Below are 15941 nucleotides of genomic sequence, written 5' to 3' on the forward strand. Positions count from 1 at the left end.
TTCCTTTTACGCGTATCAGGGCAGCAGGGTCTTGACGTCGATCGGCTCGGCCTCGTCCTGCGCCTGGCCCTTGTCCTTGCCGGCGATCGCCAGCCCCGCCACCTTGTAGAAGTGGTAGTCGTGATCCTTGCCCGGCCCGTTGATCAACAGGTCTTCCTTCTCGTAGACCAGCTCCTGGCGGCGGTACTCGCCCATCTCGACGTCGGGGGTGAGCTGGATCGCCGAGGTTGGGCAGGCCTCCTCGCACATCCCGCAGTAGATGCAGCGCGAGAAGTTGATGCGAAAGAACTCCGGGTACCAGCGGCCGTCTTCGCGCTCGCCCTTCTGCAACGCGATACAGGCCACCGGACAGGCGACCGCGCAGAGATTGCAGGCCACGCAACGCTCCTCGCCATCAGGGTCGCGGGTCAGCACGATGCGCCCCCGATAGCGGGGCGGCAGTTCGAGGGGCTCCTCGGGATAGTTGTGCGTTTCCCGCTTGCGAAAGCTGTGCATGAAGATCATGCCGAGCGTCCTCAGCTGCGAAACGCTGCCCTCGATCATCTTCTTCAACATCAGGTTCGCTCCTCTTTATACGGCGGCTCGTTCACAGCGGGTCGACGAGCAGGATCACCGCCCCGGTCACCAGCAGATTGATCAGGGTCAGCGGCAGGCAGAACATCCAGCCAAAGCGCATCACCCGGTCATAGCGTGGCCTGGGCAGCGAGGCGCGCAGCAGCATGAACAACATAAGGAAAGCGCCCGTCTTGAGCGCAAACCAGACGACCGGCGGTAGCCAGGGGCCATGCCAGCCGCCGAAGAACAGCGTGACGAGCAACGCCGAGACCAGCACCATGCCCACGTACTCGCCGATGAAGAACATGCCGAACTTCATGCTCGAGTACTCGACGTGATAGCCATCGGCCAGCTCCTGCTCGGCTTCGGGTTGATCGAAGGGCGGGCGATGGGTGACCGCGATACCGGCGATGAGGAAGGTCACGAAACCGAAGAACTGGGGTATCACGAACCACAGGCCTTGCTGGGCGTCAACGATCTCGCGCATGTTGAAGGTCCCCGCCATCGCCACCACGCCCATCAGCGAGAGCCCAATGAACACCTCGTAGGAGAGGGTCTGTGCCGAGGCCCGCATGGCACCGAGCAGGGCATACTTGTTACCGCTCGACCAGCCGCCGAACAGCACCGCATAGACATTGATGCCGGCCATGGCGAGGAAGAACAGCAAGCCGATGTGCAGATCCGCCACGCCCCAGTCCGGCGTGATGGGAATGATCATGAACGACAGCAGCAACGAGGCCATGGCGATCGCCGGCGCCAACACGAACAGCACTCGGTCGGCGAACGGCGGGATCCAGTCCTCCTTGAAGAGGATCTTGATGATGTCGGCGACCAGCTGCAGTGAGCCGAACGGCCCAACCCGATTGGGGCCATGGCGGTCCTGCCAGAGCCCCAGCAGGCGACGCTCAACCACTGTCAGCACCGCCCCCAGCAGCACGATCCCCGACAGGATCACGCCGGCCTGCAGCATGGCGATCAGGCGGGCAACGAAAGGCTCGGACAGCCAGTTCATGCCTGCCCCTCCTCGTCGGAGGCGGGGATGAGCCGCACCCACTCCCCCACCACCAACCCAGGGGCAAGGCCGGCCGGTACGCCGACCACCCCATTGGGCTGGCTCGCGTCCCGATATACCGGCAGCATAAGCGACTCCCTATGGCCGACAATCTCGAGCCGGTCGTCATCGCTCACGCCCAGGTACGTGGCATCATCGAAGGCGAGGCTCACTGCCGCCGGCGCCGCCCGCGCGAGGATCGGGGCGGCCCGCGACGAGGTCTCGTCGCCGCCGAACAGCCGCGGCAGGATCACGACCTGCCATTGATCCTCACGGGCGCAAAATCGTTCAGGGATCGCCATCGCATAGTCATGATCACCGGGGTGCGGTTTGATCAGGCGCACGCCGGGATCGCCGGCCCGCAGGTGGCCGCCGACCTCGTCGGTGAACTTGTTCCAGGCCTGTGGAGAGTTCCAGCCCGGCGCCCAGGCGAAGGCGACCTCCTCGCGAGGACGATCGAAGCCGCTATAGCCCTCCATCGAGAAGGTAAAGGGCGAATCCAGGTCCCTCGGGGTGCGCGGCTCGCTGACGTCGACATGGGCGCGCATGGCGGTGCGTCCGCTGTAGCGGTGGGGTTCTCGGGCCAGCTTGAGCCCGCTGACCCGATCATCGGCATCCGGTGCGGCCTCGACGATGGCACCGAGCGCAGGATAGCGACGCGCACATTCACGGGTCACGTCATCGAAGGCGATGTCGCCGATATCCTGGCGCAGCAGGTCGGCACGCAACGCATGCAGCCAGCGCCAACTCTCGCGGATACGCGCCTCGGGACGCAGATAGGCGGGATTGAAGACCTGGTAGAAGCGCTGGGCGCGTCCCTCGAGGCTGACCAGGGTGCCATCGGCCTCGGCGAAGCTGGCGGCCGGCAGGCCGAGATGCGCCTGCTCCCAGGTGGCGGTGCGCTGATGGTCGAGCACCACCAGGGTTTCGGCTGCAGAAATCGCGGCATCGATACGTGCCGCAGGCAGCCGCTGGTAGAGATCATTCTCGAGAATCACCACGGCATCGGCGCGCTGGCTTACAAGCTCGTCGAGCGCCCACTCCAGAGGCTCGCCACCGATCATCGCCAGGCCCGTGCTGTTGGCCTCACGACGCACCAACAGCAGCCCTCCCGAAAGGGCGCGGCGTGACAGGGCACGGGCCACGTTTCCGGCTGCCTCGAGGATCGCCTCCGAGCCAAGCGACCCGCCGCTGATCACCAGAGGGCGCTCGGCCGCCATCAGCCGCGAGGCGATGTTGCTGGCCGCCTCCCGCGTCGCCGCGTCGAGTCCCGCGACGGCCGGCGCCTTGGCGTCGATCTCGTGAGCCACGGCGAATCCCAGCCGCGCGATGTCGTCCGGGGCTAGGGCCCAGCGGGCCTCGGTCACGTCATCAAGCTCGGTGGTGGTCGGATAGGCGATGAACACCGGATGGTAGCTGTCCTGCCCCAGGGTGCGCACCGCGGCATCGTGCCAGTAGGGAATCTCGCGCTCGCCGGCCAGCGCCGCTTGGCGCGCCTGAGCGGCCTGGCGCACCGCCAGGCCGAGGCGCGCCGCGCTCTGGATCAGGTCCTCGCCGAGTACGAGGATGGCGTCGTGGCGCTCGACATCGCGAAGCGTCGGCGTGGGCAGCCCGCAGCCGTGGTTGAGGGACTGCATCAGGGCCAGGCAGCGCTGCTCGGCGGCGGCGACGCCGGTGGAGAAGTTGTCGTCGCCGACCAGCGCGCGCAGCCGATGGTTGCTTTCGAGACTCGCCCGCGGCGAGCCGATGCCGATCACGCGCCGGGCTCGACGCAGCCGGTCGGCACCCAGGTTCAGGGCGGCATCGACCTCCAGGGTCACGCGGTCCTCGTCGCGATGACTCCGCCACTCAGGCCGGCGCGGTCGGTCGTCGCGATTGACATAGCCGTAGCCGAACCGGCCGCGATCACAGAGGAAGTAGCGATTGACCTCGCCGTGGTAGCGATTCTCGATGCGCCGGATGTCGCCATAGCGCTCGCCTGGGCTGATGTTGCAGCCCACCGCACACTGGTGGCAGACGCTCGGGGCGAACTGCAGGTCCCACTTGCGGGTATAGCGCTGCGAGTGGGTCTGGTCGGTGAACACCCCGGTGGGACAGACCTCGGTGAGGTTGCCGGAGAAAGGACTCTCCAGCACACCCTCCTGTGAACGACCGAAATAGATGTTGTCGTTGGCACCGAAGGCGCCCAGGTCCTCGCCACCGGCATAGTCGCGATAGAAGCGCACGCAGCGATAGCAGGTGATGCAGCGGTTCATCTCGTGGGCGATGAACGGCCCCAGGTCCTGGTTGCGGTGGGTGCGCTTGCTGAAACGGTAGCGCCGCCGGTCATGGCCGGTCATCACCGTCATGTCCTGCAGGTGGCAATGGCCGCCCTCCTCGCACACCGGGCAGTCGTGGGGATGGTGGATCATCAGCCACTCGATGACGCTGGCACGGAATTCCCGCGCCTCATCGTCGTCGATCGAGATCCGGGTGCCGTCGGCGGCCGGTGTCATGCACGACATCACCAGCATGCCCTGGGTGTCATCGGCATCCTTGTACTGCTTCACGGCGCACTGGCGACAGGCCCCGACGCTGCCCAGCGCCGGATGCCAGCAGAAGTAGGGCACGTCGAGGCCCAGCGACAGGCAGGCGTTCAGCAGGTTGTCCGCTCCGTCCACCTCAAAGCGCTGCCCGTCCACATGAATCGTCGCCATCGGTTACCTCGCTTGCTGATGGGTGAAGTCCCCATCTTCCGCCACCGAATCGGCATGAGCGACGCTCTGCGGCTGAGCCACGCCCTGCTCGAACTCATCGCGGAAGTATTTGAGCGCCGATTGCAGCGGCATCGCCGCCCCGGGCGCATGGGCACAGAAGGTCTTGCCCGGCCCCAGGTCGTCGGCGAGCTTGTCGAGCATCTCCAGGTCGCCGGGTTTGCCCTCACCTCGCTCGAGCGCCTTGAGCAACTTGGCCGTCCACGGCAGGCCATCGCGACACGGCGTACACCAGCCGCAGGATTCTCGGGCGAAGAACTGTTCAAGATTACGCACCAGGGAGAGCATGCTCTGATCCGCGTCGATCACCGTCAGCAGCCCGGTGCCCAGGCGGCTGCCCAGTTCACCGATGGTGTCGAAGTCCAGCGGCTCGTCGAGATGCTCCGGCAACAGGAAGCCGGTGCTGGCGCCGCCGGGCAGCCAGGCCTTGAGGGTAAGGCCGTCGCGCATGCCGCCGGCCCGCTCTAGCAACTCGCGTCCCGAAGTGCCGATCGGCAACTCCCACAGGCCGGCGCGCTCGACCTTGCCGGAGATGCCGTACAGCTTGGTGCCGCCGTCGTCGCTAAGCTCCCCGGAGAGGTCCTGATACCAGCGGGCCCCATGAAGCATCACCCCCGGGGCGTTGCACAGCGTCTCGACGTTGTTGACCACGGTGGGCTTGCCCCAGGCCCCCGACTGCCCCGGGAAGGGGGGCTTGTCGCGGGGATTGGCGCGCTGGCCCTCCAGCGAGTTGATCAGCGCGGTCTCCTCGCCGCAGATGTAGCGTCCGGCACCGGTATGCAGGGCGATGTCGAAGTCGAAGCCGCTGCCGGCGATGTCGCTGCCCAGCCAGCCGGCGGCGCGGGCCTCCTCGAGCGCCCGGGCGATGGCGTGCGCCGCCTCGACATACTCGCCGCGCAGGAAGATATAACCGAAGTAGGAGTGGTTGGCGTAGGCCCCCAGAATCATGCCCTCGATCAGCAGATGGGGCTGCTGTTCGAGCAACAGGCGGTCCTTGAAGGTGCCCGGTTCCATTTCATCGGCGTTGCACACCAGATAGCCGCGCGGAATCCCCGGTCCCTTCATGGTCAGGCTCCACTTCATGCCGGCCGAGAAACCGCCACCACCACGCCCGCGCACGTTGGCCTCCTTCATGGTCGTCACCACGTCGTCGGGCGACTGGCGGTTGAGCACGTCGTGCACGGCGGCATAGCCATCCTTCGCGACATAGTCCTCGAGTCCCACCATGGCGCCGTCCTCGCGCAGCCGCCAGGTCAGCGGATGCGTCTCGGCACGGCGTTCCTCGGCGCTCTGGCGCAGCTGGCTGTGATAGCGCCTGACGCTCATGAGAAGCCCTCCAGGAGGTCGGCCACGTCTTCCGGGGCGACGGGGCCATAGGTCTGGTCATCGATCATCAATGCCGGACCGCGGTCGCAGGCGCCCAGGCAGCATACCGGCAGCAGCGTGAAGCGGCCGTCCTCGGTGGTCTGGCCGAACTCGATGCCAAGCCGTGCCGACAGCGCCTCGCGCAGGGCCTCAAAGTCGTTGAGAAAACACACGCTGCTGTCGCAGACCAGGATCACGTGACGCCCCACCGGCTGACGGAAGATCAGGCTATAGAAGGTCGCCACGCCCTCGACATCGGCGGGGCGGACACCCAGCACCTGGGCGATGGCGGGGATGGCCGCGTCGGGCACCCAGCCGTGACGGCGCTGGACGATCTTAAGGGCCTCGATGCAGGCCGCCTGGGGCTGCTCGTAATGGTCTCGCTCGTGCTCGATGGCACGACGCTGTTCGTCGTCGAGGCTGAAGCCGTCGCTGGCAATCCGTTGTCCTGTCTCGTTCATGGGTCAGCGGTCCACGTCAGCCATCACGAAATCGAGGCTCCCCAGGTGGGTGATCAGGTCGGGCACGAAGCCGCCGCGCATCACCGCAGGAATCTGCTGCAGGTGCGGGAAGCTCGGCGTGCGGATGCGTGTACGGTAGCTCATGGTATTGCCATCGCTGGTGAGGTAGTAGCCGTTGATGCCCTTGGTCGCCTCGATCATCGCCAGCGACTCGCCCGGTTCGAGCACCGGCCCCCACGACACCTGCAGGAAGTGGGTGATCAGCGTCTCGATGTGCTGGAGCATGCGCTCCCGGGGCGGCGGCGTGGTCAACGGATGGTCGGCCTTGTAGTCGCCTGCCGGCATATGGTCGACGCACTGCTGAATGATACGCAGGCTCTGGCGCATCTCCTCGATGCGCACCTGGCCGCGGTCGAAGGCATCGCCGTTGCGGCCAAGCGGGACCTCGAAGTCGAAGTGCTCGTAGCCGCCATAGGGGCGTCGCTTGCGCAGGTCGAAATCACAGCCGGTGGCGCGCAGGTTGGGGCCGGTGACACCCCATGCGAGCGCCTCCTGGGTGGTGAAGGCGGCGACATGCCGAGTGCGGTCGCGCACGATGGCATTGTCCATCATGGCCCGTTCGTATTCGCGCAGGCGCCTGGGCATCCAGTCGAGGAAGCCCTGGACCAGGGTCTCCCAACCCCGGGGCAGGTCCTGGGCGGTGCCGCCGATACGATACCAGGCCGGATGCATGCGAAAGCCGGTGATCGCCTCGATCACCTCATAGGCCTTCTGGCGGTCGGTGAAGGTGAAGAACACCGGCGTCATCGCCCCCAGATCCTGCAGGTAGGTGCCCAGAAACAGCAGATGGCTGGAGATGCGGAATATCTCGGCCAGCATCACGCGGATGACCCTGGCACGCTCGGTCACCTCGATGCCCGCGAGCTTCTCCACCGCCAGGATGTAGGGGAGGTTGTTCATCACCCCACCGGTGTAGTCGACCCGGTCGGTGTAGGGAATATAGCTGTGCCAGGTCTGGCGCTCGCCCATCTTCTCGGCGCCGCGGTGGTGATAGCCGATGTCCGGCACGCAGTCGACGATCTCCTCGCCGTCAAGCTGCAGCACGATACGAAAGGCCCCGTGCGCCGAGGGATGGTTGGGCCCGAGGTTGAGGAACATGAACTCGGCCCCCTGCCGTTCGCGCTGCATTCCCCACGCCTCGGGGTCGAACCGCAACGCCTGCTGCTCGACCTCCTGGCCTTCGACGGTCAGGGTGTAAGGGTCGAACTCCGTGGCCCGGGCACCGTGATCCTTGCGCAGCGGATGGCCCCGCCAGGTCGGCGGCATGAGGATTCGCGTGAGGTGCGGATGGCCGATGAAGTCGATGCCGAACATGTCCCACACCTCTCGCTCATACCAGTTGGCATTGGGGTAGAGGGCGACGACGGTGGGAAGCGCCAGATCATCTTCATGCAGGGCCACCTTGAGCATCAGATCCCGATTCCGCGACACCGACAGCAAATGGTAGAAGACCGTGAAATCGGACTCGGGCTGGCCGTGACGATGGGTACGCAGCCGCTCGTCGATCGCCGACAGATCGAAGAGCATCTCGAACGGCTCGGGCATGTCGCGCAGGAAGCCCAGCATGCCGTTGAGGGTCTGGCGGGCGACCCACAGCACCGGCATCCCGGTCAGGGTCGGTTGCAGATGGATGGCGTGATCACCGAAACGCTGCCTGAGGGCGCCGACGATCGGATCATCGGCGAAGGCAGGCTCGGTGGTCGAGATATCAACGCTCATGGACGTCGGCAAGCTCCTGCGGCAGAAGAAAGGGCTAGGGGGGAACCTCAGAGGCTGTCGGGGCTGCGCAATTCGGTGGCCTGGATACGACGGTCACGGTGCTTCTCGCGCTGCGATGGCATCTCAGCCTGGTACACCCCCTGGTCGCCGACCACCCAGGAGAGGGGGCGGCGCTCCTGCTGGATCGAATCCTGTAGTAACTGCAGCCCCTGCAGAAAGGCCTCCGGGCGAGGCGGGCAGCCCGGCACGTAGACATCGACCGGCAGAAACTTATCGACGCCCTGGACCACCGAATAGATGTCATACATGCCGCCAGAGTTAGCGCAGGAGCCCATTGAGATCACCCACTTGGGCTCGAGCATCTGATCGTAGAGCTGCTGGATCACCGGCGCCATCTTAATGAAGCAGGTGCCGGAAATGACCATGAAGTCGGCCTGGCGCGGCGAGGCACGGATCACCTCGGCGCCGAAGCGAGCGATATCGTGTGGCGCGGTGAAGGCGGTGGTCATCTCCACATAGCAGCACGAGAGGCCGAAGTTGTAGGGCCACAGGGAGTTTTTGCGTCCCCAGTTGACCGCCGAATTGAGCACATCTTCCAGCTTGCCGGTAAAGACGTTGCGCTGAAGCTGCTGCTTCATCGGGTCATCCTCGACTCGACGGGTCCTGCTCAATGGATAGCGGGCGTCCGCTGCTGGCATGTCTTCGGCGCGTGTCAGGGTATAGGGCATGCCACTCCTCCAACGACATTCGGCTGATTGATGGTGCCTAGCAGCGATCCGACCGCTGGTGCGGTCAGGCTTGGTCGTCGTGCGACTTGCGCCCCGGCGCCCAGTCGAGGGCGCCGACGCGACTGTCGTAGACCAGCCCGGCCAGCAGGATGAAGATGAACACCGCCGCGCCGGCGAAGCCCGTCCAGCCCACCTCACGGACGGCCACCGCCCAGGCGAACAGGAACACGGCTTCGAGATCGAAGATCACGAACAGCATCGCGACCAGGTAGAACTTGACGGAAAAGCGCTGGCGGGCACCGCCGGTACCTACTATGCCGGATTCGAAGGGCAGCGACTTGCTGCGGCCCCGGCTGCGCCCGCCGAGCAGGTAGGAAAGGCCGATCATAACGGTACACAAGAGGATCACCGCCAGGATGAAGAACCCTATCGCCCAGTGCTCGGCCACCCGGGCCGCGATATCCCCTTCCATGACACTTCTCCTCGACGTGAGCTCCCCGTCCGGCTAGCTACCTCCGGTGCGTCGCGATCCCCGCTCGCAGACCAGCATCGTATTTTGATAACCAGCCTATAGGGTGATGAGCCATTTTCCGAGCCCCAGGCTCAACGATGATCGTCAGAGTGCGCTGGCCGGCGCCACCAGGAACCGGGTCAGCATGGCAGCGCGCCCGTTCCTTGCAGTAGGCTGGTGGTCCACTTCGACCGCAATGACGTGACGCCGATGGCCACCTCCCGCTGCATACCCAACACTCTGACCATCGCCGGCTCCGACCCCAGTGGCGGCGCCGGTATCCAGGCCGACCTCAAGACCCTCTCGGCCCTGGGGACCTATGCGACTAGCGTGATCACCGCCCTGACCGCCCAGAACACCCGCGGCGTCAGCGGGGTTCACCCGGTACCGGTGGAGTTCATCGCCGCGCAGCTCGAGACGCTGCTCGCTGACGTCGCCATCGACGCCGTGAAGATCGGCATGGTGGCCAGCCGCGAGGTGGCCGAAGTGATCCGCGACGCCCTAACTCCCCAACGGCCGGGCTGGATCGTGCTCGACCCGGTGATGGTGGCAAAGAGCGGCGACATCCTGGTCGACGATGTCGGCATCGCGGCAGTGAGAGAATGCCTGGTGCCCCTGGCCGACCTGATCACCCCCAATCTGCCGGAGGCCGCCGTACTGCTGGGCTGCCCGGTACCCGAGAATCGCGCCGGCATGGAAGCGTTGGCCCCCGGCCTGCGTGCTCTGGGGGCCGGGGCGACCCTGCTTAAGGGGGGCCACCTGAGCGGCGGCGAGTGCCCCGACCTGCTGATCACCTCCAATGCGGTAACCTGGATCGAGGGACACCGAATCGATACCACCAACCTGCACGGCACGGGCTGCACTCTCTCCTCGGCGATCACCGCTCGCCTGGCCCATGGCGATGCCCTGCCCGACGCCGTGGCCACCGCCAAGACCTGGCTCTCGCAGGCGCTCGAGGAGAGCCACCGACTTGATGTGGGTCAGGGACGCGGCCCGGTGCACCACTTTCACGCCAGGAGGTAACCCTCCAGGCTTGCGCCCTCTCAACCTGCCGCTCATGCTGAGGAAAATGCCATGGGGATCAACCTCCGGGAGGTAGCCGTCATGAGCCAGACCCTGCTGTTCGCCAGTGACCTCTCCGCCGAGAACCGGGCCGCCTTCGCTCGAGCCATACGCCTGGCGGTTGAGAGCGGCGCCCGACTCGATGTCATCCATGTGCTCGACCCCTACCTGCCGCGGCGGGTCCTGCATGATCTGGAAGCAGCCGTGGTGGAGGACATCCGCGCCACCCTCATCGACATCCGTGAGGACTATGCGCTGCCCGAGCCCCAGTGCCTGATCCAGACCATGGCCGGCGCACCTTATGCCGAAATCATCCGTGAGGCCCATGAGCGCGATGCCGACATGATCATCCTCGGTGCCCATCGCAAGCGCGGCCAGCCCGACCTGGTCGCCGGCACTACCCTCGCCCGGGTGCTGCGTAGCGCCCCCTGCCCGGTCCTCTCGGTCAGCCATCTGGCCACCCAGGAGTGGCAGGACATCCTGGTGCCGGTGGACTTCTCGCTGACCTCTCGGCATACCCTGCGCGAGACCCTCAAGCGATTCCCCGACGCCCGGCTGACCCTGCTGCATGCCTGGGACATCCCCGGCGAACGGGAACTGGGCTCGGACGGCGGCTATGCCCGCTGGCGCGACCGCGAGGTGGAGCGGCTGCGTACCCAGCTCGAGCGCGAGACCGAGCAGCTGATGAGCGAGCTCGACGATGTCCCGGAGCTCGAGCTGGTGCTGGAGCAGGGCGACCCCCTCGAGGTTTTGATGACCCGCTTGCGCCGTCAGCCGCCGGACCTGCTCGCCTTGGGCAGCCGCGGCCCGCTGGGTCGCCAGAGCCAGATCACCGAGCGCCTGCTCGCCGAGCCCCACTGCGACATCATGCTCTGTCGCGCCTGGTAGTAAGCGGCAAATAGCTGTACAGAACCTTTACAAAAGGATATTCTCCGTAAGGAAATATCCCGTGTCGTGAGAGGTTCTCCATGTCGCTGCTCCATACCCTGAGCGCACTCCTGCTGGCGGCCATCGCCACGACAGCGACGGCCGAAACGGTCGAGATCAAGGGCGCTCGCTTTCCGGCCTCACTCGAGACCGATGAGCGCCGCTACGAGCGGATCGGCTATGGGCTCTTCCAGTACATGATCTGGGATGCCTATGCCGGCGCCTACTATCAAGCCCAGGGCTTCCCGCGCCCGGCTCCCCTGTCCGAGGTACCACGCCGCCTGGAGCTGGAATACTTCCACGCCATCGAGGCCGAGGAGTTCGCCGAGGCGACCCGCAAGAGCGTGCGCGAGGCCCTCGATGATGCTCACTACGCCAAGCTGGCGTCGCCGCTGAAAACCTTCAATGAGCGCTATCGCGACGTCACGCCCGGCGACCGCTACGCCCTGAGCTGGGACGGCGACCGACTGACCCTGGCGCTGAACGGCGAGACCCTCTACGAAGGCAGCGACCCGGATCTTGCTAGTGCCCTGTTCGGCATCTGGCTGGGCGAGAACCCGTTGGGCAAGGACTTCCGTGACGACCTGCTAGGGCGCTGATAGGCTTGGCGTTCCGTGACGGCAGCCAAGGAGACTTCGCCCGATGAAGGCCCTGATCCAGCGCGTGAAACGCGCCAGCGTCGAGGTGGACAATCGTGAGGTGGGTGCCATCGGCGCCGGACTGCTCGCCTTGGTGGGGGTTGAGAAGGGCGACGAAGAAGCGGCGGCCGACCGCTTGCTGCACAAGCTGCTGCACTACCGGGTGTTCCCCGACGCCGAGGGCAAGATGAACCGCAACCTGCAGCAGGCCGAAGGTGGCCTGCTGCTGGTCTCCCAGTTCACGCTGGCCGCCGACACTCGCAAGGGATTGAGGCCCAGCTTCTCCAGCGCTGCCGCGCCCGCCGAGGGCGAACGTCTCTTCCACTATCTGCTGGAACGCGCCGAGGCGGCCTGGCCACGGGTCGCCAGCGGCGAATTCGCTGCCAACATGCAGGTCTCGCTGATCAACGACGGCCCGGTGACCTTCCTGCTGGAGAGTTAGCTACTTAGCTCGGCTTCCATGGCCTCCAGCGCTTCCTCGGCCTCCAACCAGTCCTGTTCCAGCTCTTCCAGACGCGACTTGAGTTCACCCTGGCGACCGAGACGTTCGGTGAGCTCCGCCTTGCGCCCGGGGTCAGTATAGAGCTCGGCGTCACCCAGTGCCTCCTCCACCGCGGCCAGGTCCTTCTGGACCTTCTCCATAGCCTGCTCGGCGCGGTCGCGCTGCTTCTTCAGCGGCCGCAGCTTTTCGCGCAGCTCGGCGGCGGCACGGCGCGTTGTCTTGCGATCCTCCCTAGGAGCTTCGGCCACGGCCTGGCGGTCGGCCTTGTCGGCCCGGGCCTCGCGGCGCTCGCCCTCGAGACGCGCCTTGAGCCAGGCCCGGTAGTCCTCCAGGTCGCCATCGAAGGGGGCGACGCGATGGTCGGCCACTCGCCAGAACTCGTCCACGGTAGCCCGCAGCAGGTGTCGGTCGTGGGAGACGATGATCACCGTCCCCTCGAAGCTCGCCAGCGCTTCGGTTAGCGCTTCGCGCATCTCCAGGTCCAGGTGGTTGGTGGGCTCGTCCAGCAGCAGCAGGTTGGGCTTGTGCCAGGCGACCAGCGCCAGGGCCAGGCGCGCCTTCTCACCACCCGAGAAGCGCCCCACCTCGGCGAAGACGTCGTCCCCGTGGAAGCCGAAGCCACCCAGGAACTTGCGGATATCCAGATCGGCGGTCGTGGGGGAGAGGCGCTGCACATGCATGAATGGCGTAGAGGCCAGGTCCAGCCCCTCCAGCTGGTGCTGGGCGAAGTAGCCGATCGCCAGGTGCTCACCGGCCACCCGCTTTCCGGACAGCAGCGGCAGGTCGCCGGTCAGCGACTTGATCAGAGTCGACTTGCCGGCACCGTTGGGTCCCAGCAGGCCGATGCGCTGGCCGGGCAGCAGGGTCAGCTTGACGTCGTCGAGCTGCACCGTTTCCTGACCGGCAGCGTCGCGGTAGCCCAGGCGCGCCTCGTCCAGTACCAGCAGCGGGTGGGAGACCTTGTCGGCACAGGGAATGGTGAAGTGGAAAGGCGAGTCGGCATGGGCCACGGCGATATCGCCCATGCGCTCGAGGGTTTTCAATCGGCTCTGGGCGGCACGGGCCTTGTTGGCCTGGTAGCGAAAGCGTGCCACGAAGCGCTCTATCTCCTCACGGCGCGCATGCTGCTTGGCGGCCTCGGCCTGCTGCAAGGCCAGTTTCTCGGCGCGGGTGCGCTCGAAGGTGGAGTAGTTGCCGCGATAGAGCACCAAGCTCTGGCGATCGAAGTGCGCGATGTGGTCACACACCGCATCGAGAAAGTCGCGATCGTGGGAGATCAGTAGCAGGGTGCCAGGGTAGCGGGTGAGCCACTGCTCGAGCCACAGCAGGGCATCCAGGTCCAGGTGGTTGGTGGGCTCATCCAGCAGCAACAGGTCGGAGGGCTTGAACAGCGTGCGCGCCAGGTTGACGCGCATCCGCCAGCCACCCGAGAAGTCTGCCAGCGGCCGCTCCAGATCGGACTGGACGAAACCCAGACCCACCAGCAGCTGGGCCGCCCGAGCCGGGGCGCTGTAGCCGTCCAGCGACTCGATGGCGCCATGCAGCTCCGCTTCGCGATGGGGGTCACCCTGCTCGCGTGCGGCCGTCAGGGCCGCCTCGGTGTGGCGTAGCTCGCGGTCGCCATCCAGCACATAGTCGACGATAGCGCGTTCCAGCGCTTCAACCTCCTGGTCCATATGGGCGATGCGCTGGCCACCGCTCATCTCCACCTCTCCCTTGTCCGGGGATAGCTCTCCGAGCAGCAGCTTGAACAGGCTCGACTTGCCCGCCCCGTTGGGCCCGACGATGCCCGCCTTGTGGCCGGCGTGCAGGGTCAGGTCGGCCCCCTCGAGCAGGGTCTGGGTGCCGCGTTGCAGGGAAACTTGGCGCAGTGCGATCATGCAGGCTCCACTCGGCAGTCAGTGAGGCTGCCGCCCAGCGGGACGACAGTCGCGTCATGACCCACGATTCTACCCAATTGACGTCCGCTCTGCGGGCTAGACTGCTCGACACCCCACTATGGGAGTTTGCTCTGGCACTCTATGCCCGCAGAGGCGTCGAAGCCGCCTGTCTGGTGCTTCAGGACGAGGCGGGTGTGGACGTCTGCGAACTGCTCTGGCATTGCTGGCTGTATCATCACGGGCTGGCATGCGAGGAGTGCCCCGATCATGTCCGCCGTTGGCAGCAGCAGGTCACGGCTCCCCTGCGCCGGCTGCGTCGGGACCTGAAGCCCGAAGCTCGTCTGCACGAGCCCGTTGCCGCATTGCGTCGGACGCTCCAGCAGGCCGAGCTCCAGGCGGAGCGCGAGACCCTGTCGCGCCTGGAACGGCTGGCGCTCGAGAGCGATCGGCTATGGGCCCTCCCAAGCCCTTCTCCCCGCCTGGAGGATCATCTCTCCAGGCAACTACAAGTGCAGAAAAAACCACACCTTAGCGCCCTGCAAGGCCTGGAAAGCCAGCTTGACCCTTCATGACGGCCAGGCTAGCCTGAAAACAGTTTAGTGAATGTCATATTCACTAGAACCCGCTGATGGACGCATCTTCCATCACAGGACAAACCTGCAGAGGGACCACGTATGAAGTCACATAAGCTGTTGACGGGCGCCGGTATTGGCGCACTGATGTTCGGCATGTCCACCGCGGCCTTTGCCGACAACTGGCGCTACGCCCACGAGGAATACGAGGGCGACGTTCAGGATGTCTTCGCCGTAGCCTTCAAGGAGTATGTCGAGGAGAACTCCGATCATAGCGTCCAGATCTACCGCTTCGGTGAGCTCGGCGAGTCCGACGACATCATGGAGCAGACCCAGAATGGTATCCTGCAGTTCGTCAATCAGTCGCCCGGCTTCACCGGCTCGCTGATTCCCGAGGCACAGATCTTCTTCATCCCCTATCTGATGCCCACCGACATGGATCAGGTGCTCGAGTTCTTCGAGGAGAGCAAGGCCATCAACGAAATGTTCCCGAAGCTCTATGCCGAGCACAATCTAGAGTTGCTGAAGATGTACCCGGAAGGCGAGATGGTGGTCACCGCCGACGAACCGATCACCTCGCCGGAGGACTTCAGCAACAAGAAGATCCGCACCATGACCAACCCGCTGCTCGCGGAGACCTACAACGCCTTCGGCGCGACGCCAACGCCGCTGCCCTGGGGTGAGGTCTATGGTGGCTTGCAGACCGGCATCATCGACGGTCAGGAGAACCCGATCTTCTGGATCGAATCAGGCAAACTCTACGAGGTCTCCCCTCACCTGACTTTCACCAGCCATGGCTGGTTCACCACCGCCATGATGGCCAACCAGAACTTCTTCGAGGGCCTCTCCGAGGAAGACCAGCAGCTGGTAAGGGATGCCTCCGATGCCGCCTATGACCACACCATCGAGCACATCCAGGGCCTGGCCGATGAATCCCTGGACAAGATCATGGAAGCCTGCGACGAGTGCACCGTGACGCGCCTGAACGAGGAGCAGATCCAGGCCTTCAAGGAAAAGGCGCCCCAGGTCGAGGAGGAGTTCATCGAGATGACCGGTGAGAGCGGCCAGGAACTGCTCAACCAGTTCAAGGCCGACCTCGAAGCCGTGACCGAAGACGCGGAGTAATCACCGCCGACTTCGACCTTCAGGGGGGGTGG

At 65.4% G+C, this 15941-nt stretch carries 15 protein-coding genes; 6 read left to right on the top strand and 9 right to left on the bottom strand.

Annotation, left to right across the window (positions count from 1 at the left end; translation table 11 throughout):
- Window positions 1-15 precede the first annotated feature (15 nt).
- The 8 genes from nuoI to ndhC form a co-directional block, all read right to left on the bottom strand.
- On the bottom strand, window positions 16-555 hold the full coding sequence (gene nuoI, locus U5L98_RS14490; protein ID WP_416208263.1) for an NADH-quinone oxidoreductase subunit NuoI: 540 nt from the start codon (window positions 553-555) through the stop codon (window positions 16-18).
- Between the two features lie 31 nt (window positions 556-586).
- Window positions 587-1567 (bottom strand): NADH-quinone oxidoreductase subunit NuoH, encoded by a 981-nt coding sequence (nuoH, locus tag U5L98_RS14495; protein ID WP_322559016.1) that lies wholly within the window; start codon window positions 1565-1567, stop codon window positions 587-589.
- A complete protein-coding gene (nuoG, locus tag U5L98_RS14500; protein WP_322559017.1) occupies window positions 1564-4302 on the bottom strand; it encodes an NADH-quinone oxidoreductase subunit NuoG in 2739 nt (912 codons plus the stop codon). The genes nuoH and nuoG overlap by 4 nt, the downstream gene beginning before the upstream one ends.
- Window positions 4303-4305: 3 nt before the next feature.
- Complete coding sequence (gene nuoF, locus U5L98_RS14505) at window positions 4306-5685, bottom strand: NADH-quinone oxidoreductase subunit NuoF (protein WP_322559018.1); 1380 nt, start codon at window positions 5683-5685, stop codon at window positions 4306-4308.
- Entirely contained in the window at window positions 5682-6185 is a 504-nt protein-coding gene (gene nuoE / locus U5L98_RS14510; protein ID WP_322559019.1) for an NADH-quinone oxidoreductase subunit NuoE, read from the bottom strand. The genes nuoF and nuoE overlap by 4 nt, the downstream gene beginning before the upstream one ends.
- 3 nt (window positions 6186-6188) lie before the next feature.
- Window positions 6189-7964, bottom strand: a complete 1776-nt coding sequence (nuoC, locus tag U5L98_RS14515) for an NADH-quinone oxidoreductase subunit C/D (RefSeq protein WP_322559020.1) — start codon at window positions 7962-7964, stop codon at window positions 6189-6191.
- A gap of 47 nt (window positions 7965-8011) precedes the next feature.
- On the bottom strand, window positions 8012-8692 hold the full coding sequence (locus U5L98_RS14520) for an NADH-quinone oxidoreductase subunit B (RefSeq protein ID WP_322559021.1): 681 nt from the start codon (window positions 8690-8692) through the stop codon (window positions 8012-8014).
- A gap of 64 nt (window positions 8693-8756) precedes the next feature.
- Window positions 8757-9164, bottom strand: coding sequence for an NADH-quinone oxidoreductase subunit A (gene ndhC, locus U5L98_RS14525; protein ID WP_322559022.1), 408 nt, complete (start codon window positions 9162-9164; stop codon window positions 8757-8759).
- A 249-nt stretch (window positions 9165-9413) separates the two neighbouring features.
- On the opposite strand from ndhC, the gene thiD reads away from it, so the two are divergent.
- The 4 genes from thiD to dtd all read left to right on the top strand — a co-directional run bounded on the left by thiD (window position 9414) and on the right by dtd (window position 12272).
- Complete coding sequence (thiD, locus tag U5L98_RS14530) at window positions 9414-10226, top strand: bifunctional hydroxymethylpyrimidine kinase/phosphomethylpyrimidine kinase (protein ID WP_322559023.1); 813 nt, start codon at window positions 9414-9416, stop codon at window positions 10224-10226.
- A gap of 81 nt (window positions 10227-10307) precedes the next feature.
- A complete protein-coding gene (locus U5L98_RS14535) occupies window positions 10308-11153 on the top strand; it encodes a universal stress protein (RefSeq protein WP_322559114.1) in 846 nt (281 codons plus the stop codon).
- 80 nt (window positions 11154-11233) lie between these two features.
- Complete coding sequence (locus U5L98_RS14540) at window positions 11234-11791, top strand: chalcone isomerase family protein (RefSeq protein ID WP_322559024.1); 558 nt, start codon at window positions 11234-11236, stop codon at window positions 11789-11791.
- Window positions 11792-11834: 43 nt separating this feature from the next.
- Window positions 11835-12272 (top strand): D-aminoacyl-tRNA deacylase, encoded by a 438-nt coding sequence (gene dtd, locus U5L98_RS14545; protein ID WP_322559025.1) that lies wholly within the window; start codon window positions 11835-11837, stop codon window positions 12270-12272.
- Here dtd and U5L98_RS14550 read toward each other — a convergent pair.
- On the bottom strand, window positions 12269-14212 hold the full coding sequence (locus tag U5L98_RS14550) for an ATP-binding cassette domain-containing protein (protein WP_322559026.1): 1944 nt from the start codon (window positions 14210-14212) through the stop codon (window positions 12269-12271). The genes dtd and U5L98_RS14550 overlap by 4 nt on opposite strands.
- 56 nt (window positions 14213-14268) lie before the next feature.
- On the opposite strand from U5L98_RS14550, the gene U5L98_RS14555 reads away from it, so the two are divergent.
- Window positions 14269-14784: a TIGR02444 family protein gene (locus tag U5L98_RS14555; protein ID WP_322559027.1), complete on the top strand. Its 516-nt coding sequence runs from the start codon at window positions 14269-14271 to the stop codon at window positions 14782-14784.
- Between the two features lie 102 nt (window positions 14785-14886).
- Entirely contained in the window at window positions 14887-15909 is a 1023-nt protein-coding gene (dctP, locus tag U5L98_RS14560) for a TRAP transporter substrate-binding protein DctP (RefSeq protein ID WP_322559028.1), read from the top strand.
- Window positions 15910-15941 lie beyond the last annotated feature (32 nt).

The organism is Halomonas sp., from assembly GCF_034520545.1.
GTDB lineage: Bacteria > Pseudomonadota > Gammaproteobacteria > Pseudomonadales > Halomonadaceae > Halomonas.